Consider the following 23,690-nt stretch of genomic DNA (forward strand, 5'->3'; position numbering starts at 1 on the left):
GGCCTCGCTCACCCAGCCGAGCGAGGCCGTTCCCATCCCCTCATCATCGGCACCACCGATGACGCCAACATCGGCAAACTCAGCGACGGCCAACATCCGGTGGTCGCGCGGTCTGCGCGGGATACGTATCGGACGTTCCTGTTGAAGGAGGTGCCGGCGGCGGTTCGGAATCCGGAACGCAGGCGGGCTACCGTGCCGGTGCGGGCGTTGTTCGGGAAAGACGATGCGGCGGTGCACTATTCGCTGGCTGCGGCGGAGACGGCGCGGGCGGATGACTACACGCTCGAAATGGTGGAGGGGTGCGGGCATTTCATCGTCGATGAGCGGCCCGAGCTGGTGCGGGCGCGGCTGATCGAGTTGGCTGCTGAGACCGCGTAGGTTATGTGGCCGGTGCAGGCTCGCACTAGGGGGTGATTTCCGGTCGAAATGGTGGTGGATGACGAGGAAAGTGCGGGATCTGACCGGGTTACCGTCTGCGGCGTCTGATGGCTGCTGTGGCCTCGTCGACGCATCTGTCGACCGATTGATACACGTCGGCTGCGGCGTACCTCAGCACGAGCCACCCATCGAGCATGAGTTCGTTCTGTCGACGCCTGTCGTGACGGAAGGCCCTGGACTCGCTGTGGAATTCGCGGCCGTCGATCTCTATGACGGTGCGCGATCGTTCGTCGACGAAGTCGCAGCGGTACGGGCCGATCGGGTGATTGCAGAGCAGGCGCATGCCTCGGCGGTTCAGGGCTCGCGCGAACAGGCGTTCCGGCTCCGACGCCGCGTGGATCGCGGCCTCGCGGAGTTGTCTACGAACAGTGGAAGACCCATGCAGGTGGGATTCGCACAATTCGAGCAAGGCCGGCCCTGACACGCGCCGGCCCACGTGCAGATCGATCAGCGCATCGGCCTCCCGCTCGGGAAGGACCGAGGCGCAGTCGAACACGGTCAAGGCCGCTGTCGTGAGAGGCAGGTCGTAGCGTTCGTCGATCCATTCGGCGCGGAGACGGCGGCGGTAGAGCCGCAGCCAGTCCGGGGTGCTGCGGTCGGAATCCTTGGGGATGGTCGCCTCCACGTGGGTCGGCTCATCAGGAAGGAGTCCGTGCAACCAGGCGGCGGTGCGATGGCTGAGGATCGCGCGGGGCTGCCAGGCGATGACCGCATGACATCTATCGAGAGTGGTCGGCGCGCCGAGGCAATACGTACGAGGGAGCAGTCTTCTGTAGACGCCGCGCCGGGAGCGGTCGTTGATCGTGCCGACCGGGATGCCCTCCGCAAGGAGTTCGCTGCGTGTACGAATCATCGGGCAAGCGTGTCACTGTGCCCGGACAAAACCGTCGCGGCGAGCTGTGATTATGTCGAGTCTGTGGATGGCGGTGCGGCTGTGGAAATAAGTTGATTCGAGTGTGCCGACATTTCACTTGCGGATGAACCGGCCGGCGGTTGCTCGCGAGTCGTCGACGAGGCCGGCCGACGCGATGCTGGTGAGGTTTCGTCTGTGCAAACTCTTGCGGGGACGGGAGTAGGTGCTGTTGGTTGCTGGAGTCGAGGAAACCTGTGTTGACCTGGCGGAACCAGCGTGTGCGGCGGCTGTGAGGCGGTGACTGGCGATAGGGTGGTGGGCGCGGTGCGGCTCCTCTGGCTAGAAATTGGTCAAGTGACCGACTAGTCTGCGGGAAACCTGAAATGAAACAGGTTCACTCTTTGGCGGGTGCGGGCTGGTTCGCATTGTCGCGGGTGTGGAAGTGAGGATGCGATGACTCTGTCCCGGCGGGCTGTGCTGGTGGGGGCTGCGGTGGGCGGCGTGGGGGCCGGTGCGGCGGCGTTCGGTGCGAATATGGTTGGGGCGCAACCCATCAGGCATCGGGCTGCGGGGCAGGATTACCTGGTCGGGGTGGGGATCGCGGATATCACCGGGGCCCCGGCGGGGCAGGGGATGATGGGGTACTCCGAGGCCGATCAGGTCACTACGGGGCTGTTGACGCGGTGTTACGCGCGGGCCTACGTCGTGGTGGATCAGGCTACGGGGGATCGGGTTGCGTTCGTGAATACGGACAATGCCTGCTTGTTCCAGTCGGTGCATCTGGTGGTGATGCAGCAACTTCAGCAGCGGTTCGGGGATCTGTATACCGAGCGGAACGTCAATCTGAATGCGACGCACAACCACAACTCGTGTGGTGGTACCGCGCGGGAGTATGCGTATTCGCTTGCGGCCATGGGGTTTCAGCAGAACTCGCATGATGCCGAGGTGAACGGGATCGTGAAGGCGATCGTTGCGGCGCACGAGAATCTCGGGCCGGGGTCGATCATGCTCGGGCGGGGGGAGTTGCACGATGCCAGCGTGAACCGGTCGCGGGTGGCGTTCGAGGCCAATCCGGATGAGGACAAGGCGGCGTTTCCGGATGCCATCGATCCGCAGGTCACCGTGCTGCGATTCCGGCAGGGCGGCAAGGATGTCGGGGCGATCACCTGGTTCGCGACGCACGGTACCTCGCTGACCGATCGCAACACCCTCATCTCCGCGGACAACAAGGGATACGCCAGCTATCGCTGGGAGCACGACGAGATGGGTGTGCGGCACCTCGACGGCGCGCCGTCGTTCGTGGCCGCGTTCCCGCAGACCAATGCGGGCGATATGACGCCCAACCTGTGGATCCGGCCCATGCATCCGTCGGGGCCGACCGAGGACAATCGCACCAACTGCGCCATCATCGGTGAACGTCAATATCAGGCGGGCCGAAAGGCTTTCGACGCCGCGACGCCGATGGGCAGTGCCGGCGTGGATTCGGTGCTGCACTATGTGAACCTCGCGGACACCGCCATCGCCGGCGACTACACCCCGGATGGCAAGCCGGCCCGCACCTCGCCCGCCATGATGGGCGCGGCGGCCATGGCGACCAGCACCGAGGACAACTGGAACTCGCAGCTGTCGTTCCTGCAGGAGGGCGACGCCAATCCGATGGTGGCCGCGCTCGGCGGACTCAACTCGCCGATCGAAGACTGGATGCGAGATGTGCAGGCGCCCAAACTGATTCTGGCCCCACTGGGAGTGCTGCCGCCGCGGCCGTGGGTGCCGCAGATCGTGCCGCTGCAGCTGATGCGCATCGGCGATCTGGTGCTGGCCTCGGGGCCGTCGGAGTACACCGTCGTGTCGGGGCTGCGAATCCGGCGACTGGTGGCGCGGGCATTGAATGTGCCGCTGGAGAACGTGCTGCTGCAGGGCTACGCCAACGGCTACTGCGGATACGTCACCACCCCTGAGGAATACGCCTCCCAGCAGTACGAGGGCGGCGAAACCCTATACGGGCGCTGGACGCTCTCGGCCCACATGCAGGAATTCGACCGGCTGGCAAAGGCTTTGGCGGCACGCATCGATCTCGGCCGCGGCCCGGCCCCGCTCGACTGGGCCTTCGGATTGCAGCCGAACCTGCTGCCGCCGGTCCCGGCCGACCTGCCGTACGCCGGTCGCGCCTACGGTGACGTTCTCATCCAGCCTGACGCGAACTACGGGGCAGGACAGACGGTTTCGGTGGAGTTCGTCGGCGCTCACCCCAATAACAACTTCCACCTGGACGGCACCTACTTCGAGGTCCAGCAGAGCTCCGGCGACAACTGGCGGCGCGTCTACGACGACAACGACTGGTGCACCGAACTGCACTGGTCCCGCCCGGACGGCCAGCCCGCCGCCTCCACCATCGCCATTCAGTGGACGGTGCCCGACACTGCCCCTTCGGGCCGCTATCGCATTCAGTACACCGGCGACAGTCGCGACGGCGCCGGAACGATCAACGAATTCACTGGAACATCAGCGGAATTCGTGGTCGGCTGAGGCATGGTGTTTGTCCGGCCGGCTGAATTGGCCGACGAGAAGTTCCTGTGGGCCATGCTGTTCGAGGCGTCACACGCCCGTGACCGGGGCCTGACCTCGCCCGAACAGCTGATGGATCAGTCGAATGTGGCGCGTTACGTCCAAGACTGGGGCGCCGCGGGTGATCTCGGTGTGGTCGGCGGGACCGACGGGGTGCTGCTGGGCGCGGCCTGGCTGCGCAGGTTCACCGCCGAGAACGCCGCCTTCGGCTACGTCGATGACGACACTCCAGAGCTGGCAATCGGTGTCGCACCCGAGAGCCGTGGGACCGGACTCGGGACGAAGCTGATGACCTCACTCCTCGACGCCGCCCGTGAGCAGTACGGCGCCGTGAGTCTGAGTGTCCGCCTGGAGAATCCGGCCCGGCGACTCTACGAACGTCTCGGCTTCGTCGACGTCCCGGGATCGGAGCAGATCAATCCGGCCGGAACCACTAGCATCACAATGCTTCTCCGCTTCCGCTGATCGACGGGCCCTTCGGCACAATGCCGCTCTGACCGGGCTGCAGCGCAGCCCGTTGGCGTCGACCATTCGCCGTCCGCCTGTCGGCCGACCAGCCCTGCACTCCAGCCGATCAGTCCTGCGGTGCGAGGTCGAAGGCCAACCGGCCCGGCGCGAGATAGTCGTCGCGGTCCAGCAGCATCCGGACCTCCGGCCGCTCACCCTCCGGCATCCGCGCGACCTCCTCGTGCAGCGGCGTCCGGAACGCCTCACCCCGGGCGGTGATCAGCGGCAGCCAGTTGTCGTGATGGTTGGGCACGAACACCTTCGGCCGCAGCGCCTCGATATAGCTGCGCGGGTCCCGCAGCCCATTCGTGAACTGGTTGTACCCCTGCACCGCGCCGATGTGCACGTCCGATGCGGGCAGCGCGCGCAGCACATCCAGGACATGCGGTGCCTTGTCCAGCAGCGGGCCGGAGGAATCGTGCCAGGTCAGCACGAAATCGCCGAGCCGGAACTGGTACAGCAGAACTCCGCCCTCCGGCGCGAGCAGGTTGCGCGCCAGGTGTCCGGCGTCGGCCAGCCCCGGGGGATAGGCGCGGACATCGCACAGGCAGGGCTTGGGTCGCACGGGTGCGGAGGCATCCGCGCCCTCGTGCCGCGGTGTCCGTGCCGAGTGCAGGTGGCGCACCGCGGTCACCGAAAGTTCCGGCGCGAGCTCGAAGTCGTAGCGGTCGCCCGGCGCGGACTTGCCGGAACCCAGTTCCTGACAAGCCAATTCGGCCCCGCCCACCTGCTTGCGAGCCGTCGCGCAATGCTCGGCTGTCCCGTGCACCACCGCCCCGCTCGCCCGCGCGATCGCCCCGGCATCGGCCGCATGATCGAAATGCCCGTGCCCGATGAAGATCGCCGCTGGATCCAGCGCCGCGACCTCCTCCGGCCCGGTCGGCACATACCCGGACGTCGCCCCGCGCGGGACCCACGCGTCCAGCAGAAACACCACGCCACCCATGGCCACCGCGAAACTGGCACACCCGAACCAGGACACCAGCACCTGATCCTCCCGCACCGCCCCGCTGACCGGGTCCACCGCCGCCTCCCCGAAAAAGCGCTGACGTGCGGCAATGGTCTGACTACTGGCCACCCGGTACCCCTTTGTCTCGCGTCACAGCGGACACCGCCCGCCGCCGCCCCGCATTCTGCCCCGCATCCGCCTGACCTGTCATCCGCCTGCCCTCACCACCGGTCCCCGCACAACCCTCGGCGTATCCGCCCTGCAACCCGGCGCTGCACCGTCGCCGGATACATCGCTCGGCTCGGAGGCGTGAGCGAGGCGGCAGTATCACCGAGGCCCAGAGCGCAACGCTGGGCGGATATGCCCTGAAGCCTGGCTTCACATCGCAGCTCGCGGCGTCTCTTGGCTCGATGGCGCGAGCACGGTCGCACTATCACCGACAGTGATGCCGCAGACCGCACGGCGACCACGCAATTGTTCGAGACGCGTATTGCTCGAGCCTCTCCGATATGTCGTACGGCACGATCGAGCGGGTGCTGTGGTCGCCAATCGTCGTTCGGTCGCGGTCGTGCCGACCGCGGCAGATATGCCTGGAACGACGGATGCGCTGCGGGGCGAGGAGTCGCCGCCGGGGTGCGGACGCCACTCATCCGACCTTCGATCGGCCGAATTGGTCGAGGCCGAAGCCAATTGGTTGTCGTCGCCCGGGTTCTGGAATGGTGGGGATTCTCATCTGCTCGATGGCCGACATCCGGATCTCGGGGCGGACATCGGCCTCGCCGATTGGTCCCACGCCAGTGGGAACGGGGCCGGCGGGCGCGTGGGTGAACGCCAGGGAGCGGGTTATCAAGGGGCGCTCGCACACTCGCGTAGGTAACCGAGACCTTGCCGTTGCCGTGGGCTATCGGTTGGTGAATCCTGGAATCACACCGTGACTAAGCGGTCGGTAAATGTTCAGCCTGCTGTTAATCAATCGGCGTTGCATCGAATTCAGAGGTAGCTGAACGAAGGCTGCCGGTAGGCAATGGGGGCCTGACATGTATCCGGAAGTGCGTGCGGGCGCGCATGATCGCGATGACCACAAGTACACGATGCGCATCAGCCGGCTGGCGATCGACAAACTCGGCATTCGGCTCTACGACAGGGTCTCGGCGGTCCTGGCCGAACTCATCGCCAATTCCTACGATGCCGACGCCACCGAGGTGGAGGTCGTGCTGCCGTGGGGCGCGATGCTGGCCGGAACCGTCAGGGCCGCAGACGAACCGGTGTACGAGATCGTCGTCTCCGACAACGGGCACGGGATGACCGCCGAGGAGATAAACGAGCACTACCTGATGGTCGGGTCCGACCGGCGTGTGCGCACCGGGTCCGATCTGTCCCGGGAACGGCGGCGGCCGGTGATGGGGCGCAAGGGAATCGGCAAGCTGGCCGCCTTCGGCATCTGCCGCACCATCGAGGTGATCACGGCCGGCAGCCGGGACGAGGACCGAACACCCTTGGGGTGGATCGTCTCCCACATCGTGATGGACCTCGACGACATGCTCTCCGACACCGAGAGCGATTACTTCCCCCGCCCGGGCCGTCTGGACGGCACCTTCACCTCCCAACGGGGCACCACCATCATCCTGAGGAATTTCTTTCGCAAGCGGGTGAATACGGGGACCGAACTGAACCGGCAGCTGGCGGCCCGTTTCGGCATCGAACGCGCGGACTGGCGGGTGGAGGTGCGCAATGCCATCGGCCCGGAGAGCTTCATTCTCAGCCAGCTGCCGATCGACGTCATGGAGGAGACCCGGATCGACGCCGGCCGGGTGCCGGTGCGATTCGGGCGGCAATTCCTGCCGGTGACGGGGTGGATCGCCTACTCGAAACAGCCGTACCGCGACGAGGCGATGGCCGGGGTCCGCATTTACGCGCGCGGCAAGATCGTCGCGCAGACAAGGGATTTCGGTATCTCCTCCGGATTCACCGGCGAATTCAAACTGCGCTCCTATCTGGTCGGCGCGATCCACGTCGACTGGCTCGACGATGACGACGATCTCGTCCGCTCCGACCGCCAGGACATCATGTGGAGCTCCCCGCGCGGTGAGGCGCTCGCGCAGTGGGGCCGGGCGCTGATCAAGGAGATCGGAAGGCTCGGCGAGAAATCCATCCGCCGCCGGGTCTGGGAGGAGTTCGTCGAGCGCTCCCGCATCCACGAGACCCTCGACGCCATCGCGCCCGGCGACCGCGTGTTCCGCGACTCCGTCCTGGACGCGGCACGAATCCTGGTGGCGCACAAGGATCGTGCCTCGATGGACGATCCCGCGCACATCGAGAACATGCTGCGGCTGGCGCTGTCGCTGGGCCCGCAGCGCAGCCTGCTCGACACCCTCAAGGAGATCGCCGAGGACGCCGATCCCGCACTGGACGTCGTGGTCGCGCTGTTCGAGCGGGCCCGGGTGGCCGAGATCTACTCGCTGGGCCAGATCGCCAGTGAGCGTGTCGCCGTGGTGAACCGGCTGCGCTCGCTCATCGACGACCGCCGCTCTCTGGAACGACCCTTCCAGGAGCTCATCGAATCCGCCCCCTGGCTGCTCGCCCCCGAGTGGACCCCGCTGGGCATGAACGAATCCCTCAAACGCGTGCGCGCCAGCTTCGAACGCTGGTACGCACAGAAATTCGGCACCCCGCTGGTGACCACGTCCATCGGCAGCGAGAAGCGCGAACCCGACTTCGTCCTGCTGCACGACTCCGGCGAACTGTGGATCGTCGAGATCAAGCGCATGGACTACCACCTCACCGACGAGGAGTACAACCGCGCCGTCAACTACCTCTACGAACTCGACCACTTCCTCGACGAGAACCCCCGCATCGGCGCCCAATTCCCGCGCCGCCGTCTCACTTTCATCGTCGACCACATCGACAAGCTCGGCCCCGCGTCCCTCTCCTCCCTGGTCAGCGACCAGCGAGTGGACCGCCGCACCTGGCGCGAACTCCTCGACGCCACCCTCCGAGCCCACCGCGACTTCCTCGAACGCGTCTACGCCATGCGAGATCCCGAAGCCGACGAGAACACCCCGCCCCGAAACATGCGCGCCGGCTGAGGAAACCAGGATCAGGGAGCTCGCATCGAGGAGATTCGCCCGAATCGCCACCACCAGAGCTGCCTGACCTCCAGCGACCCCGGGGTGGGGTCGCCCGCGCCGCATTGTCAGCGCCGGGCCGGAGGGGCACGGCCCGCGTGACGCGGCAGTGCGCGATGCGGGGCGCGGTGCCCGGGCCGAAGAAGGGCCGGCCCGGGCACCTGCGGCGCAAGGCGCCGCGAAAGATGAGGCAGCTGGCCGCGACTCACGGTGACCTCGTCCCGCGGACGCGAATGTACAAATGCGATGCGGCGGCCGTGCAGGGGTGACACCGCACGACCACCCTGGGCGAACCAGGATCAAGGAGCTCTCACCGCGCAGCTTTGTCTGTATCACCGCCATCGCAGCTCTCTGATCTTGGTCGGGAAGTTGGTCGGAAGGTGCGTCTGCGGGCGCGGGAGGGCGGTTGTGGTGGTGCGGGATTCGAGGTGAAACGGGATGTGCGGGAAGGGCGTTGGCCAGGAGGTTCGGCGCAGAGGAAGTCGGCGGGCGAGTGATACGTGGGGGCAGGGAAATTCGATAGGGAGGTAGGGCCGTGTGAGTCGCCTTGGCTGTAGGAGCGGCTGGGCGGGCGTGGCGGCCGACCGTGCGGGCCGGGGGCGTGACACCATGGACCGCGGCACGCGCGGGGGCGTGGGAGTCCGGTCGGATCGAGAAGGTTTGGTAATGGTGCACGGCACGGTGAAGTGGTTCGACAGCGAAAAGGGGTTCGGGTTCCTGAGTCCGGACAGTGGCGAGCCGGACGTGTTCGTGGAGTACACCGCGGTGGAGGGCGAGGGCTTCCGGTCGCTTGTGGAGGGGCAGCGGGTCGAGTTCGAGGTGCGGCGCACCAAGCCGGGGCCCGAGGCGCTGATCGTGCGGGTCATCGCGGGAGCCGACTACTGAGACGCGGCGCCCGGCCGAACACGCACGCGGCGGTCGTCCCGAGGTGATCGGGGCGGCCGCCGCTGCGTGATGCTCGGGGGATGCTGTCAGCCGTGCAGCCGCCGCCGGAAGAATTCCGCGCACAGAGCCTGTGCATGTTGCCGGTGGGCCGCGTTGTCCCCGACGAATTCCGCGGCGGCTCGCTCGAATTCGGCGGAGATGAACGTCGCGATCGGTTCGGGCACGCTGCCGGCGCCCATTTCCCGGGTGCGGGATTTCAATTCCGTCAGTTCTTTCACCGCGGTGGTGAAATCGCCGGGAAGGTCGCATTCGCCGAGCAGGGTCGGCAAATGCATCGGTGCCACCGCTTTATCCGGGTATTCGTGTAGCCAGCGCAATGCCATGGCCGGCCGCAAAGAATAGAACACCTTTTTCAGCGAACGATTGGTATCGAAGAGACGCCACTGCCGGCGGCCCAGATGCAGGTAGTGCCGGGCCACCCGGTTGCGGTCGGCGACTTCGTCGGCCAGTGCGCGCAATTCGTCCCGGAATTGCGTGTCACCGCGGTAGACGATCGGCGACATCAGCCATTCGATGAGGACTGCGTTCCCGTTCACCAGCAATCGCAACGCCTTCACGAGGTCCCAGCCATTGACATCGAGTAAGCCAACCAAAGGGGTCTCGATGACGTCGCGACCGGGCCAGGGGGTGAGGTAGCCGTCCAGCGGCCGGAGGTAGACGAAGCGGCAGTCGTAGTCCGAGTCGGGGGAGGGGAAGCCCCAGGCGCGGCTGCCGCTCTCGATGGCGAGCAGCACGTCGACGCGGTGTTCGCGCACGATCCGGTCCAGTTCGCCGTCGATCGTGGCGACCACCGCCGGGTCCATGGAAGCGGGGATCGAGCGCAGGGTCATGACGGTCGACGTTAGCGCCCCGGGATCCCGCTGGTCCACGCGTTTTCCGTGCGACGAGGCCCCCAGAAATAGGGGCGTGATAGCCGCGTTATATGGCGGGAATTCGACACTCATATGAATGGGACCACAGAATCCGGATGGTGTGACACCAGTCACATCACGTAAATCCGCCGTAACAGGCCGTGAAACCGGCCCGATAGGCTTCATGTCAGAAAGTTCGTACGGAATTCAGAAGAGGTATTTTCATGATCCCCGTTATCATCGACACCGGTTCCGCTGCCCTCAACGGCCTGCTCGACACCGGTTCGGCCGCGCTGCACGGCATCCTGTCCACCCTGTGGACCGGCTCCTTCGGCCGCTAGGAACTGCTGACGTCGATTACTCGACTTTCGAAAGCCCGGTCTCGGACTCCGTAGCTCCGACGCCGGGCTTTCGGCTATCCGTGAAGGATGTCTCAACGCCCTGAATTGCGTCTCGAGAGCGTGCAAGTCCGTCGAATTCAGCCGAAAGTCGAGGTCGCACTTTCGCTGGGACACCTTCCCGGCAATGCCCTATTTCGGATACGCCGTGGCCGACATCATGATCGCCGCCGCGGACCAGGCCGCCGACACCCCGGCCTGGTGGGATGCCGACCTACCGGCCGCCTGACGTGGAACCCGCAGGTGAGAAGCGACGCACCGAAAGATCCACGCGAGAAGCGGAATCGGGGCTGTCACTGTGAATATCGAAGCGCTGCAGTCACTGGCGCAGATCTGGACCGACGGCGCGGCAGCAGATCCGCTGCTGACGGCCGAAGTTGCCGCCTGAGTCGTGCTGCCCGGGCCGGTTCCGGGATCTCCGACACACACTCCGGGTAAACCCGCAGTTCACAGGTTTGATGGCAGTTGCCTACCAGGCGGTAAAACCCCCCGGATCCCAGCGCACTAAGCTATCGCCCGTAAATCCCGGAACCCTTCCTCAGGAGTACCCCACCGTGAGCCAAGCAGGCCGTCCTGTTGTTCTGATCGCCGACAAGCTCGCCCAGTCGACCGTCGACGCGCTCGGCGACGGTGTCGAGGTGCGCTGGGTCGATGGCCCCAACCGCCCCGAGCTGCTCGCGGCCGTGCCGGAAGCCGATGCGCTGCTGGTCCGTTCGGCCACCACCGTCGATGCCGAGGTGCTCGAGGCCGGCAAGAACCTCAAGATCGTCGCCCGGGCCGGCGTCGGCCTCGACAATGTCGACGTGCCCGCGGCCACCGAGCGCGGCGTCATGGTCGTCAACGCGCCGACCTCCAACATCCACACCGCCGCCGAGCACGCCGTCACCCTGCTGCTCTCGGCCGCCCGCCAGATCCCGGCCGCCGACGCCACCCTGCGCGAGCACACCTGGCAGCGCAGCAAGTTCAACGGTGTCGAGATCTTCGGCAAGACCGTCGGCGTCATCGGCCTGGGCCGTATCGGCCAGCTGTTCGCGCAGCGTCTCGCCGCCTTCGAGACCAAGGTCGTCGCGTACGACCCCTACACCTCGCCGGCCCGCGCCGCCCAGCTGGGCATCGAGCTGCTGACCCTGGACGAGGTGCTCGAGCGCGCCGACTTCATCTCCATTCACCTGCCCAAGACTCCTGAGACCAAGGGCATGCTGAACAAGGAGACGCTCGCCAAGACCAAGAAGGGCGTCATCATCGTCAACGCCGCCCGCGGCGGTCTGATCGACGAGCAGGCCCTGGCCGACGCCATCACCTCCGGCCACGTGCGCGCCGCCGGTATCGACGTCTTCGAGACCGAGCCGTCCACCGACAGCCCGCTGTTCAACCTGCCGCAGGTCGTGGTGACCCCGCACCTGGGCGCCTCCACCGCCGAGGCCCAGGACCGCGCCGGCACCGATGTCGCCAAGTCCGTCCAGCTCGCCCTCGCCGGCGAGTTCGTGCCCGGCGCGGTGAACGTCACCGGTGGCGCGGTCAACGAGATCGTCGCCCCGTGGCTGGACATCGTCCGCAAGCAGGGCGCGCTGCTGGGCGCCCTCGCCGACGAGCTGCCGGTCTCCCTCGAGGTCCAGGTGCGCGGCGAGCTGTCCTCGGAAGACGTTGCGGTGTTCGAGCTCTCGGCTCTGCGCGGCGTGTTCTCGGCCCTCATCGAGGACTCGGTGACCTTCGTCAACGCCCCGTCGCTGGCCAAGGACCGCGGCCTCGAGGCCTCCGTCACCACCCACAGCGAGAGCCCGACCCACCGCAGCCTGGTCGACTTGCGCGCCGTGTTCGGCGACGGCCGCACCCTGAATGTGGCCGGCACCCTGACCGAGCCCGCTCAGGTCGAGAAGATCGTCAACATCAACGGCCGCAACTACGACATGCGCGCCGAGGGCCTGAACCTGGCCGTCCTCGCCTACGAGGACAAGCCCGGCCAGCTCGGCCGCCTGGCCACCAAGCTCGGCGACGCGGGCATCGACATCCTCGCCGCCCAGCTCACCCAGGACCTCGACCAGGAAGGCGCCACCGTCGTCCTCCGCGTCAACAAGGAGGTCCCGGCCGACGTCCAGACCGCCATCGCCGAGGCCGTCGGCGCGGCCAAGGTCGCCCTGGTCAGCCTGGACTGAGATAGACCGCTACGCGATGAGGGCCCCTTCCACGGACAGTGGAAGGGGCCCGATGCGTTCGGGGGGAAGTATCAGCGACCCGGCCGGCGATCCCGGGCTTCGATCGCGTCGCGCGCTTCGGCCAGACCGGCCGTCGGGTCCTGGTCCCGGTACAGCTTGATGGCCTGGATCTTCTTGCCGCGCTGCAGGAGATCGTCGATCGCGCTGTAGTCGATGACGCCGCCAGGATCGGCGATACCGAGATGCTCGATGATGAGATCGATCTTGCGTTCCAGGCGATGAAGTTTGCGCTCGAGTCGGAGATTGTCGAACATCCACCGAACACTACCGACGCCGCCATGATTGATGAATGCGAGGAAAGACGCCGCCGACCGAGCCGCTGTCCGCGCGGGAGCGGCGCAATCTGCTGATCGGGAGCACCGTCGTCGTCACGCTGATCGTGGCGGGGGTGGTGGCGTGGGCGGTGTTCGATCATCGGCCGGATTACTCGCGCTCCGAGAATGGTTGTGTCGCAGTGCTTTCCGCCGGGACCATGGGTGGTCAGCAGCAGCGGGCGTGTGGCACGCAGGCGCAGGAATGGTGCCGGACGGTGGCGGGGCAGCAGGACGCTCTTGCCCTGCGCGTGCAACAGGAGTGCCGCCGCGCGGGAATTCGGCCCTGGCCCACGTGCCGCCACGACCGGTGCGAGCGGCCGGTGATCCCACTGGTTGGGAGCGATTCGCCCTGGTGAAAGGGGTTGCGGGCGTACCCGCTATGGTGGCCGGTGACTCTCCTGCCAGCGCGGAGAGGATCACCCGCGCGTTTTATCGAACGGAGCATGGATTTCATGAAACTGGCTGTCATTCCGGGCGACGGTATCGGTCCCGAGGTCATCGCCGAGGCCCTCAAGGTGCTCGACGTGGTGGTGCCCGGTGTCGAGAAGACCGAATACGACCTGGGAGCCAAGCGGTTCCATGCCACCGGCGAGATCCTCCCGGACAATGTCATCCCGGAGCTCAAGCAGCACGACGCCATCCTGCTGGGCGCCATCGGCGACCCGTCGGTGCAGAGCGGCCTGCTCGAGCGCGGCCTGCTGCTGCGCACCCGCTTCGAGCTGGACCACCACGTGAACCTGCGCCCGTCCAAGCTGTACCCGGGCGTCACCAGCCCGCTCGCGGCCAACCCGGACATCGACTTCGTGGTCGTGCGCGAGGGCACCGAGGGCCCCTACACCGGCACCGGCGGCGCGATCCGCGTCAACACCCCGCACGAGGTGGCCACCGAGGTCTCCACCAACACCCGCTTCGGCGTCGAGCGCGTGGTCCGCTACGCCTTCGAGACCGCCCGCAAGCGCCGCAAGCACCTGACCCTGGTGCACAAGAACAACGTGCTGGCCTTCGCCGGTTCGCTGTGGTCGCGCACGGTCGCCGAGGTCGGCGCGGAGTACCCGGACATCGAAACCGCCTACCAGCACATCGATGCCGCCACCATCCACATGGTCACCGACCCGGGCCGCTTCGACGTGATCGTCACCGACAACCTGTTCGGCGACATCATCACCGACCTGGCCGCCGCCGTCTCCGGTGGCATCGGCCTGGCCGCCTCCGGCAATATCGACGCCTCGGGCACCAACCCGTCCATGTTCGAGCCGGTGCACGGTTCGGCCCCGGACATCGCGGGCCAGTCCAAGGCCGACCCGACCGCCGCGATCCTCTCGGTGTCCCTGCTGCTGAACCACCTCGGCAAGGCCGAGGAGGCCGCCCGCATCGAGGCCGCCGTCGCCAAGGATCTGGCGTCGCGCTCGGGCGCCGCCTCGACCGTCGAGGTCGGCGACCGGATCGCCGCCTCGCTCTAGCGTTCCACGGTCGAGCCCCCGTTCCCGCGACCGCGGGAACGGGGGCTTTTCCTTGTTCACGGCCGGATATCGAGCCCGACAAGGTGATTCGCCGGTCCGTACCACCCGGCGAATCGTCCAAACCCGACTACTTCACACGCTTCGTCCGTTCCCTCTCCGTCGCCGAAATGTAATCCTGGGAGGGGTTTCGTTGAAACCTCCTGGGCCAGTGAGGCATATCGCACATTTTTATTCGGATGCGAAAACTTAACGGGCACAGCTCTTCCTGATTTGCCGACGATCAGCCGGTCACCGGGAACCCCTGGGCACCAACGGGACTGCCGCCAGCGCCACCACCGCCGCCAGCAGGTAGGTGATCGAAAAACCGGCCGCGGTGATCAATGCGCCGAAGGCCGGGGCGATCACGGCCGCCGCCAGGTTCTGGCCCGTGTTCTGGATACCCAGCCCGCGACCCGACCAATAGGGACCGGCGATCTCGGCGACAGCCGTGAAGGCCAGGCCGTTGTCGGCCACCGTGATGACCGACGCCGCGACCAGAATCGGGACGGCCGCCCACCACTGGTGCGTCCAGGCCGCTACGGCCAAGGCGGACATGGAGATTACGGCCGCGATCGCCACCGTGTGCAGCGGCCGCAACCGGCTGCCCACCCGATCCGACCAGATTCCCGCGCCGATTCGCCCTCCCGCGCCCAGGATTTGGGTGGCCGTGACCAGCGCGCCCGCCGCCGGCAGCGACATGCCGACATCCCGGTGCAGCCACAGCAGGCCGAAGGTCCAGATGGTGGCCTGCGGGATCACCAGCAGAATCGACACCCCGTGAATGCGCCACAGCGTGGAGTCGCCGCGGTACGGGTTGGCGGGACGCCCTGCGCCCCCGGCGGATTCGGGCCGCGGCGGATCCACGATCCCGAACAGGCAGCCGACCGCGGCCGCGCCAGCCATGGCCGCGGGGACCAGGACGGCCATCGAGAACCCGTGTGCCGCAGCGACGGCCGGGATGGTCATCGCGCCGACGGCCACGCCCAGCGGCTGGGCGGCCTGCCGGATGCCCATGGCCATCCCGCGCTGATCCGGCGGGAACCAGCCCACGATGACCCGCCCGCTGGCGGCATTGGTGCTGCCCGCTCCGGCCCCGGCCAGGAACAGCAATGCGCCCAGCGCAACATAGTTCGAGACCGTCGCCGCCGCCGCGCCCGCCGCGAACATCAGCGCGGGACCGGCCACCAGGGCCTTGTGCTCGCCCACATGATCGACGATCCAGCCCCACGCGATCAGCGTGCAGACCAGGCCGACGGTGGGCATGGCGACCAGCAGGCCGGCGGTGGCCAGCGGCATTCCGCGCTGGGTCAGTGCGGGCAGCAGGAAGGCGGTGCCGTGCACCAGCGCGGCGCTGGAGCTCTGGGCGAAGACGCCGAGCGCCAGCATGGTCCACCGTCGTTTCGTGCCGATCTGTGTCACGGTGGCCATGGCCCTCACCTCTGTCTCATTATGTGAAATAGACGTCCTACTCTGTGAACATCGGATCTCACCGTACACGTGATGCGCAAGACGATTTCTGGGACGAGCTGTCAGTTTGCTCACACTCGCCCACTGATCTTGTGAGTCCACCCGCGAGACCCGAGTTCGCTTGCGTATAAGGGCTTTCCACATTCGGATCCGGGCGATGCGGGCCGGGATGCCACCCCTCCCGGCGGGCCCCGCCCCCGCCCGGCCTGCCCTCGTCCCCGGCTCCGGTCCCGCCCCGCGGTTGGGCGCGTTCGGGCAGGTCGAGGCCGGTCGATAGGATGCCAACCATGCGCCTAGGTCGAGTTGCCAGCCCAGATGGAGTCGCTTTCGTCAGCATCGAAGGGGACGGTTCCGACGCCGTCGTCCGGGAGATCGCCGAACACCCGTTCGGCACCCCGACCTTCACCGGTCGCAGCTGGCCGCTGGCCGACGTGCGCCTGCTGGCCCCGATCCTCGCCAGCAAGGTGATCTGCATCGGCAAGAACTACGCCGCGCACGCCGAGGAGATGGGCGGCCCGGCCCCGGCCGACCCGGTCATCTTCATGAAGCCGAGCACCTCGATCCAGAGCCCCAACGCTCCGATCATCCTGCCGCCCAGCTCTTCTCAGGTCGACTACGAGGGCGAACTGGCGATCGTCATCGGCCGCCCCTGCAAGGACGTGCCCGCCGCCCGCGCCGGCGAGGTGATCCTGGGCTACACCGTCGCCAATGACGTCACCGCCCGTGACCAGCAGCGGCACGACGGCCAGTGGACCCGCGCCAAGGGCTACGACACCTTCTGCCCGCTCGGCCCGTGGATCGAGACCGCGCTGGACCCTTCGGATCTGGAGATCGTCACCGAGGTCGACGGCCAGGTGAAGCAGCGCAGCCGCACTTCACTTCTGCTGCACGATATTCCGAAGCTGATCGAGTGGGTCACCGCCGTAATGACCTTGCTCCCGGGCGATGTCATCCTCACCGGCACCCCGGAGGGCGTCGGCCCGCTGCAGGCCGGCCAGACCGTGTCGGTGACCGTCTCCGGCATCGGCACCCTGTCCAATCCCGTTGCCGCCAAACGCTGAACGAAAGAGAGCCATGACTGACGTCCGGGTTCGTTTCTGCCCGTCACCCACCGGCACACCGCATGTGGGTCTGGTCCGTACCGCCCTGTTCAACTGGGCCTACGCGCGCCACCACGGCGGCACCTTCGTCTTCCGCATCGAAGACACCGACGCCGCACGCGATTCCGAGGAGTCCTACAACGCCATCCTCGACGCCCTGCGCTGGCTCGGCCTCACCTGGGACGAGGGCCCCGAGGTCGGCGGCCCCTACGGCCCATACCGGCAGTCGCAGCGGCGTGACATTCATCTCGATGTGGTGCAGCGACTGCTGGCAGCGGGGGAGGCCTACGAATCCTTCGCCACCCCTGACGAAGTCGAGGCCCGGCACAAGGCCGCCGGCCGCGATCCCAAGCTCGGCTACGACAACTTCGACCGCGACCTGACCGCCGAGCAGATCGCCGCCTACAAGGCCGAGGGCCGCCCGGCGGTGGTCCGGCTGCGCATGCCCGACCAGGACCTCACCTGGCACGACCTGGTGCGCGGCGAGACCACCTTCCGCGCGGGCGTGGTCCCCGACTTCGCGCTCACCCGCGGTAATGGCGATCCGCTCTATACGCTGGTCAACCCGGTCGACGACGCGATGATGAAGATCACCCACGTTTTGCGTGGCGAGGATCTGCTGTCCTCCACTCCGCGGCAGCTCGCGCTCTACGAGTCGCTGAAACGAATCGGCGTCGCGGAGTTCACCCCGGAGTTCGGTCACCTGCCCTTCGTGATGGGCCAGGGCAACAAGAAGTTGTCCAAGCGTGATCCGGAGTCGAATCTCTTCCATCACCGCGACCGCGGGTTCATTCCCGAGGGTTTGCTGAATTATCTGGCACTGCTCGGCTGGAGCATCGCCGATGATCATGACCTGTTCTCGATGACCGAGATGGTGGCAGCCTTCGATATCTCGAAGGTGAATTCGAATCCGGCTCGATTCGACCAGAAGAAGGCCGATGCGCTGAACGCCGAACATATTCGGAGGCTGACCCCCGGTGATTTTGCTCACCGGCTGCGCGAGTTCCTTACCGGACACGGCCATATCGGTGCCGAGATCGACGAGAAGCTGTTCGAAACTGCGGCCGATCTGGTGCAGACCCGGATCAAGGTGCTCGGCGAAGCCTGGGATCTGCTGAAGTTCCTCTTCATCAAGCCCGAAGAGTTCGTCATCGACCCCGCCGCGGAGAAAAAGAATCTGGGCACCGATGCCGCTCCGGTGCTGCAGGCGGCGGTGAAAGCCCTCGAAGGTGTTTCGGAATGGACCGTCACGCCCCTGGAAGAGGCGCTCAAAGCCGCTCTCATCGACGAACTGGGCCTCAAGCCGAACAAGGCCTTCGCGCCCGTGCGCGTGGCCGTGACCGGATCCCACATCAGCCCGCCGCTGTTCGAGTCGCTGGAACTGCTGGGCCGCGAGCTCACCATGGACCGCATGCGGTCCGCGCTCGCCGGGATCGCCTGAGCTCGCCGGGATTCGCCCGGGATCGGTTCCGCGAAGGCCCGCGGGTAATCCGAAATGATACACAAACCGGCCCCTGACCAGCCGGTTTGTGTATCTGCCGGGGGATGCTGCTAATCTTCTTCTCGGCCGGAAAGCGGTCGGGAGCTTCCCCCGAGAGGAACCCGAAAGCCCAGGTCAATGGGGTATGGTGTAATTGGCAACACAGCTGATTCTGGTTCAGCCATTCTAGGTTCGAGTCCTGGTACCCCAGCTGCGAGAGCTCCGGCTCTCGAATTCGAGAAGCTTCGGCGGATCACAAAATCTGCCGAAATCTCATCCTGGTCCCGTCGTCTAGCGGCCTAGGACGCCGCCCTCTCAAGGCGGTAGCGCGGGTTCAAATCCCGTCGGGACTACAAAGCGAAGGCCCCCAGCCGAACGGCTGGGGGCCTTCGCTGTTCTGTATGACCACGGTTGCCGGCCAGCGGCCTCCATGCTTGCCGGCCGGCCGTACCTATGGTTGCTGACCGGCGGTACTGCCGCCCAGCGGCATGGCGGGCAGGCCGAGTTTGCGGTGATCCCAGCTGCGGGTGCGCTCGGGCACCACGCGCACGGCCACCCGCTTGTTCAGCATGGCTTCCACGAACGGCTTGGCCTCGTCGCTGTACGGCCCGGTATAGCGCTCCCAGACGCTGATTCCCACCTTGAACAGCGCCTCGGGGTCGTCGACGACCTCCGCGCGGCCCTCGATGGAGATGCCGCGCAGCTGGTCGTAGGTGTCGCCGGCCTCGAGCATCACGGTGATGCGCGGATCGCGGCGCAGATTCACCGTCTTCTGGGCCTTGGCCTTGGTCTCGAACCAGATCTCGCCGTCGATCACCGCGTACCACATGGCGACCAGATGTGGTGCGCCCGTGGCGCCCAGCGTGGCCATGGTGGCGATGCGGCTGCGCTCGATGAATTCGGTGATCTCCTGGTCGGACATCACGATCTGCGCGCGTTGATTAACTCCCATGGGCCGACTGTAATTTACGGCGTATGAGCGCAGTCACAGTGGCCATTTCCTGCCACCTGGCGCACAGCCGGAGCGGCCGATCCGGCCCTGGAAACGGCACATCCGGGCCCCGGAAACCAGCGCAGCCCCCGCCGGAATCCGGCGCGGGCTGCGGTCGGGAAGTCGGGCAACTGCGGGCAGGTGGCTGAGCGACCCGTGGGGCTGTCGTGACGGCAGTGGCCACCTCCAGGGTTGCCCCGGGCCCGCAAAGTCCCTCAGAGGCGCTTGTGGAGGGCGTCGGCGGCGGCCACCAGATCGGCGGCCCAGCGGGCGCCCGGCCGGCGGCCCATGCGGTCGATGGGTCCGGATACCGAGACGGCCGCGACCACGCCGCCCGCGGCGTCGCGCACGGGCGCGGACACGCTGGCCACGCCGGCCGCGCGCTCGGCCGCGCTCTGCGCCCAGCCGCGGCGGCGCACCTCGGCCAGGGCCCGCTCGCCGAAGACGGCCTCGGGCAGGACCGTGCGCTGCATCTCGGGATCGGCCCAGGCCAGTAGCACTTTGGCGGCCGAGCCCGCGGTGAGCGGCAGGCGCGCCCCGATCGGCACGGTGTCGCGCAGGCCCGCGGCGGGTTCCATGGCGGCCACGCAGACGCGGGCATTGCCGTCGCGCCGGTAGAGCTGCACGCTCTCGCCGGTGATCTCGCGCAGGCGCGGCAGGATGGTGGCGGCGGCGTCGAGGAGCGGGTCGCTGGCGGTTGTCGCCAGCTCCGACAGGGCCGGGCCGGGCCGCCACAGACCCTGGCTGTCACGGGCCAGCATGCGGTGGGTTTCCAGGCCCACGGCCAGGCGGTGCGCGGTGGCGCGGGGCAGTCCGGTGCGGGCACAGAGCTCGTTGAGGCCGCAGGGTTGCTCGGCTACGGCGTGCAGGACGGCCATCGCTTTGTCCAGAACCCCGATACCGCTATGCTGTCTCATAGAACGATATTAGCGTCTCGCATGTTGGGAAATGCAAACCAGCCGCTCCCAGCTCGGACGCCAGCCACCGCGCACACCACCGGGCGTGGGTATGTCAATCGAGAGGTGAGCAGTTATGGCCGACCGGCCACGCACTCTGGCGGAGAAGGTCTGGGACCAGCACGTCGTCGTCCGCGGCGCGGGCGAGGGCGCGAATCGCGAACCCGACCTCATCTACATCGACCTGCACCTGGTGCACGAGGTCACCAGCCCGCAGGCATTCGACGGACTGCGCGCCGCGGGTCGCCCGGTGCGCCGCCCGGATCTCACCATCGCCACCGAGGACCACAACGTCCCGACCATCGACATCGACAAGCCGATCGCGGATCCGGTGTCGCGCCTGCAGGTCGAGACGCTGCGCAAGAACTGCGAGGAATTCGGTGTGCGCCTGCACTCGATGGGCGATCTCGATCAGGGCATCGTCCACGTGGTGGGCCCGCAGCTGGGCCTGACCCAGCCGGGAACCACGGTGGTGTGCGGTGATTCGCACACCTCCACCCACGGTGCGTTCGGCGCGCTGGCGATGGGCATCGGCACCTCGGAAGTGGAACACGTGCTGGCGACGCAGACTTTGTCGCTGCGCCCGTTCAAGACCATGGCCATCAATATCGACGGGCAGCTGCCCGCGGGCGTCACCTCCAAGGACGTGATCCTGGCGGTCATCGCGCAGATCGGCACCGGTGGCGGCCAGGGCTACGTGCTGGAGTACCGCGGCGAGGCGGTGCGCGGCATGTCCATGGAGGCCCGGATGACCATGTGCAACATGTCGATCGAGGCCGGCGCCCGCGCGGGCATGGTCGCGCCCGACGAGGTCACCTACGAGTTCCTGAAGGGCCGCCCGCACGCGCCCGAGGGCGCGGACTGGGAGGCCGCCGTGGCCGCCTGGGACGCCCTGAAGACCGATGAGGGCGCGGTTTTCGACGCGGAGGTCCACATCGACGCCTCCGCGCTGACCCCCTTCGTCACCTGGGGCACCAACCCGGGACAGGGTGCGCCGCTGGGCGACTCGGTGCCGGATCCGGAGCAGATCGTCGACGAGAACGAGCGCGCGGCCGCCGAGAAGGCGCTGCAGTACATGGACCTGCGGCCGGGTACTCCGCTGCGGGATGTCACCGTGGACACGGTTTTCGTGGGTTCGTGCACCAATGGCCGGATCGAGGATTTGCGTGCGGTCGCAGACATTCTGACGGGCCGAAAGGTCGCGGACGGTGTACGCATGCTGATCGTGCCGGGCTCGATGCGGGTGCGGCTGCAGGCGGAAAAAGAGGGTCTGGGCGAGATTTTCACCGCCGCGGGCGCGGAATGGCGCCAGCCCGGTTGCTCGATGTGCCTGGGCATGAACCCGGATCAGCTTTCCCCCGGTCAGCGCTGCGCCGCCACCTCGAACCGGAACTTCGAAGGGCGACAGGGCAAGGGCGGTCGCACGCACCTGGTCTCGCCGCTGGTCGCCGCGGCCACCGCGGTGCGCGGAACCCTGTCCTCACCTGCGGATCTGAACTGATCACATTCCGGTAGCGGCCCAGATTCCGCTGCCCCCCACAGACTCAGGAGAATCACCGATGGAAGCCTTCAAGGTCCACAAGGGGATCGGCGTTCCGTTGCGCCGATCCAATGTCGACACCGACCAGATCATTCCGGCGGTGTATCTGAAGCGCGTTACCCGAACGGGTTTCGAGGACGGCCTGTTCGCGGCGTGGCGGACGGATCCGAACTTCATTCTGAACACTGAGCCCTTCAACCGGGGTAGTGTGCTGGTCGCTGGTCCGGATTTTGGTACCGGATCGTCACGTGAGCACGCTGTTTGGGCCTTGAAGGACTACGGGTTCCGGGTGGTGATCTCGTCTCGCTTCGCCGACATCTTCCGCGGGAACGCGGGCAAGGACGGGCTTCTGACGGCCCGGATGGCGCAGAGCGATGTGGAATTGCTCTGGAAGTTGCTCGAGGAACAGCCGGGTTTGGAATTGGCGGTGGACCTCGAGGCGCGAACCGTGTCGGCCGGAACGGTCGTGTTGCCGTTCGATATTGACGACTACACCCGGTGGCGCCTGCTGGAAGGGCTGGACGACATCGGGCTCACTCTGCGGCACAGTGATGAGATCGACCGGTTCGAAAACGCAAGGCCGACTTGGAAACCCGCCACCATTCCGGCCCGTATTTCGCAGACGTAATCATTGATGGGCGTTAGCTGAACCCCCTCAAACCAGGTAGCTGAGCGTGTGCCATGCGTCATGTATTTCCGCGTGGCACATAGACTCTTGCCCGGAAAGGGTTTACCGTGGTACCTAGTCGGTCCGACGACGGGCCATTAGTCTGCGGAGGATTCAATGAACAAGGCGGAACTGATCGATGTTCTGACCGAGAAGTTGGGTACTGACAGGCGCACCGCTACTGCTGCAGTCGAGCAGATGGTCGACACGATCGTGCGTGCTGTGAACAAAGGTCAGAGCGTCACCATCACCGGATTCGGTGTCTTCGAACAGCGTAAGCGGGCCGCCCGGGTCGCTCGTAACCCGCGCACCGGCGAAACCGTCAAGGTGAAGCCGACTTCGGTGCCGGCGTTCCGTCCCGGCGCTCAGTTCAAGGCGATCATTGCCGGCAAGCAGAAGATCGCTTCGAGCGGCCCGGCCGTGAAGCGCGGTGTGGCCGCCCCGGTTTCGGGTAAGACCACCGCCAAGAAGACCACCGCCAAGAAGACGGCCAAGAAGGCCGCCACCAAGGCGCCGGCGAAGACCACGGCCAAGAAGGCCGCCTCGAAGGCGCCCGCCAAGAAGGCCACGGCCAAGAAGACGGCGGCGAAGAAGACGGTCGCGAAGAAGACCCCGGCCAAGGCCACTGTTGCCAAGAAGACCACGGTCGCCAAGAAGGCCACCAAGGCCACCGCTTCGAAGGCCACCGCCAAGAAGACGGCCAAGAAGGCTCCCGCCAAGAAGACCGCGGCCAAGCGCACCGCTCGCCGGTAGCGAGGCCACAACCCGTCGCTGACGGGGGTTTTCGAGCAGGACAACACGCGAGACGGCCCGGCATCGCCGGGCCGTCTCG

At 66.8% G+C, this 23,690-nt stretch carries 20 protein-coding genes and 2 tRNA genes; 15 read left to right on the plus strand and 7 right to left on the minus strand.

All coding sequences use genetic code 11. From position 1 onward, the window contains the following. Positions 1–378 (plus strand): alpha/beta fold hydrolase (locus ACWEKS_RS34510; protein WP_452343994.1); only part of this gene is annotated, 378 nt, incomplete at its 5' end. An 88-nt stretch (positions 379–466) separates the two neighbouring features. On the opposite strand, the gene ACWEKS_RS34515 is transcribed toward ACWEKS_RS34510, so the two are convergent. Further along, positions 467–1,291, minus strand: a complete 825-nt coding sequence (locus tag ACWEKS_RS34515; RefSeq protein WP_452343995.1) for a DUF559 domain-containing protein — start codon at positions 1,289–1,291, stop codon at positions 467–469. A gap of 453 nt (positions 1,292–1,744) precedes the next feature. On the opposite strand from ACWEKS_RS34515, the gene ACWEKS_RS34520 reads away from it, so the two are divergent. Both ACWEKS_RS34520 and ACWEKS_RS34525 read left to right on the plus strand, forming a co-directional pair. Further along, complete coding sequence (locus tag ACWEKS_RS34520; RefSeq protein WP_452343996.1) at positions 1,745–3,817, plus strand: neutral/alkaline ceramidase; 2,073 nt, start codon at positions 1,745–1,747, stop codon at positions 3,815–3,817. 3 nt (positions 3,818–3,820) lie between these two features. After that, positions 3,821–4,321, plus strand: a complete 501-nt coding sequence (locus ACWEKS_RS34525; RefSeq protein WP_452343997.1) for an N-acetyltransferase family protein — start codon at positions 3,821–3,823, stop codon at positions 4,319–4,321. Between the two features lie 109 nt (positions 4,322–4,430). Here the strand turns inward: ACWEKS_RS34525 and ACWEKS_RS34530 are convergent, their stop codons facing one another. Continuing rightward, a complete protein-coding gene (locus tag ACWEKS_RS34530; RefSeq protein WP_452343998.1) occupies positions 4,431–5,441 on the minus strand; it encodes an MBL fold metallo-hydrolase in 1,011 nt (336 codons plus the stop codon). Between the two features lie 908 nt (positions 5,442–6,349). Between ACWEKS_RS34530 and ACWEKS_RS34535 the strand changes: the two genes are divergently transcribed. Both ACWEKS_RS34535 and ACWEKS_RS34540 read left to right on the plus strand, forming a co-directional pair. Next, positions 6,350–8,398, plus strand: coding sequence for an ATP-binding protein (locus ACWEKS_RS34535; protein ID WP_452343999.1), 2,049 nt, complete (start codon positions 6,350–6,352; stop codon positions 8,396–8,398). Positions 8,399–9,103: 705 nt separating this feature from the next. Then, entirely contained in the window at positions 9,104–9,322 is a 219-nt protein-coding gene (locus ACWEKS_RS34540; protein ID WP_452344000.1) for a cold-shock protein, read from the plus strand. A gap of 86 nt (positions 9,323–9,408) precedes the next feature. Here ACWEKS_RS34540 and ACWEKS_RS34545 read toward each other — a convergent pair whose 3' ends face one another. Next, positions 9,409–10,419 carry a nucleotidyltransferase domain-containing protein gene (locus tag ACWEKS_RS34545; protein WP_452344001.1) on the minus strand — a complete coding sequence of 337 codons (1,011 nt, stop codon included), beginning with the start codon at positions 10,417–10,419 and terminating at the stop codon, positions 9,409–9,411. A 766-nt stretch (positions 10,420–11,185) separates the two neighbouring features. Here ACWEKS_RS34545 and serA point away from each other — a divergent pair. Continuing rightward, on the plus strand, positions 11,186–12,784 hold the full coding sequence (serA, locus tag ACWEKS_RS34550; RefSeq protein WP_452344002.1) for a phosphoglycerate dehydrogenase: 1,599 nt from the start codon (positions 11,186–11,188) through the stop codon (positions 12,782–12,784). A gap of 71 nt (positions 12,785–12,855) precedes the next feature. Here the strand turns inward: serA and ACWEKS_RS34555 are convergent, their stop codons facing one another. Further along, the gene (locus ACWEKS_RS34555; protein WP_379386853.1) at positions 12,856–13,098 is read right to left on the minus strand and encodes a hypothetical protein; all 243 of its coding nucleotides are present in this window, start codon (positions 13,096–13,098) and stop codon (positions 12,856–12,858) included. A gap of 35 nt (positions 13,099–13,133) precedes the next feature. Between ACWEKS_RS34555 and ACWEKS_RS34560 the strand changes: the two genes are divergently transcribed. Further along, on the plus strand, positions 13,134–13,514 hold the full coding sequence (locus tag ACWEKS_RS34560; protein ID WP_452344003.1) for a hypothetical protein: 381 nt from the start codon (positions 13,134–13,136) through the stop codon (positions 13,512–13,514). A 96-nt stretch (positions 13,515–13,610) separates the two neighbouring features. Then, entirely contained in the window at positions 13,611–14,618 is a 1,008-nt protein-coding gene (locus ACWEKS_RS34565) for a 3-isopropylmalate dehydrogenase (RefSeq protein WP_379463545.1), read from the plus strand. A 288-nt stretch (positions 14,619–14,906) separates the two neighbouring features. Here the strand turns inward: ACWEKS_RS34565 and ACWEKS_RS34570 are convergent, their stop codons facing one another. Beyond that, entirely contained in the window at positions 14,907–16,085 is a 1,179-nt protein-coding gene (locus ACWEKS_RS34570; protein ID WP_452344004.1) for an MFS transporter, read from the minus strand. 326 nt (positions 16,086–16,411) lie between these two features. Between ACWEKS_RS34570 and ACWEKS_RS34575 the strand changes: the two genes are divergently transcribed. From ACWEKS_RS34575 to ACWEKS_RS34590, 4 genes are all read left to right on the plus strand, one after another. Next, on the plus strand, positions 16,412–17,185 hold the full coding sequence (locus ACWEKS_RS34575; RefSeq protein WP_452344005.1) for a fumarylacetoacetate hydrolase family protein: 774 nt from the start codon (positions 16,412–16,414) through the stop codon (positions 17,183–17,185). Positions 17,186–17,198: 13 nt separating this feature from the next. Beyond that, entirely contained in the window at positions 17,199–18,665 is a 1,467-nt protein-coding gene (gene gltX, locus ACWEKS_RS34580; RefSeq protein ID WP_452344006.1) for a glutamate--tRNA ligase, read from the plus strand. Between the two features lie 178 nt (positions 18,666–18,843). Further along, positions 18,844–18,915, plus strand: a tRNA-Gln gene (locus tag ACWEKS_RS34585). 69 nt (positions 18,916–18,984) lie between these two features. After that, positions 18,985–19,057, plus strand: a tRNA-Glu gene (locus tag ACWEKS_RS34590). Positions 19,058–19,155: 98 nt separating this feature from the next. On the opposite strand, the gene ACWEKS_RS34595 is transcribed toward ACWEKS_RS34590, so the two are convergent. Both ACWEKS_RS34595 and ACWEKS_RS34600 read right to left on the minus strand, forming a co-directional pair. Further along, a complete protein-coding gene (locus ACWEKS_RS34595) occupies positions 19,156–19,656 on the minus strand; it encodes a pyridoxamine 5'-phosphate oxidase family protein (protein ID WP_379402804.1) in 501 nt (166 codons plus the stop codon). 254 nt (positions 19,657–19,910) lie between these two features. Next, positions 19,911–20,612, minus strand: a complete 702-nt coding sequence (locus tag ACWEKS_RS34600; protein ID WP_364613585.1) for an IclR family transcriptional regulator — start codon at positions 20,610–20,612, stop codon at positions 19,911–19,913. A 115-nt stretch (positions 20,613–20,727) separates the two neighbouring features. On the opposite strand from ACWEKS_RS34600, the gene leuC reads away from it, so the two are divergent. The 3 genes from leuC to ACWEKS_RS34615 all read left to right on the plus strand — a co-directional run bounded on the left by leuC (position 20,728) and on the right by ACWEKS_RS34615 (position 23,611). Beyond that, positions 20,728–22,152 (plus strand): 3-isopropylmalate dehydratase large subunit, encoded by a 1,425-nt coding sequence (leuC, locus tag ACWEKS_RS34605; RefSeq protein ID WP_452344007.1) that lies wholly within the window; start codon positions 20,728–20,730, stop codon positions 22,150–22,152. A gap of 58 nt (positions 22,153–22,210) precedes the next feature. Beyond that, the gene (gene leuD, locus ACWEKS_RS34610; RefSeq protein WP_354837884.1) at positions 22,211–22,819 is read left to right on the plus strand and encodes a 3-isopropylmalate dehydratase small subunit; all 609 of its coding nucleotides are present in this window, start codon (positions 22,211–22,213) and stop codon (positions 22,817–22,819) included. A 156-nt stretch (positions 22,820–22,975) separates the two neighbouring features. Then, entirely contained in the window at positions 22,976–23,611 is a 636-nt protein-coding gene (locus ACWEKS_RS34615; RefSeq protein WP_452344008.1) for an HU family DNA-binding protein, read from the plus strand. The last annotated feature ends 79 nt before the right edge of the window (positions 23,612–23,690 follow it).

Source organism: Nocardia sp. NPDC004711 (genome assembly GCF_053601595.1).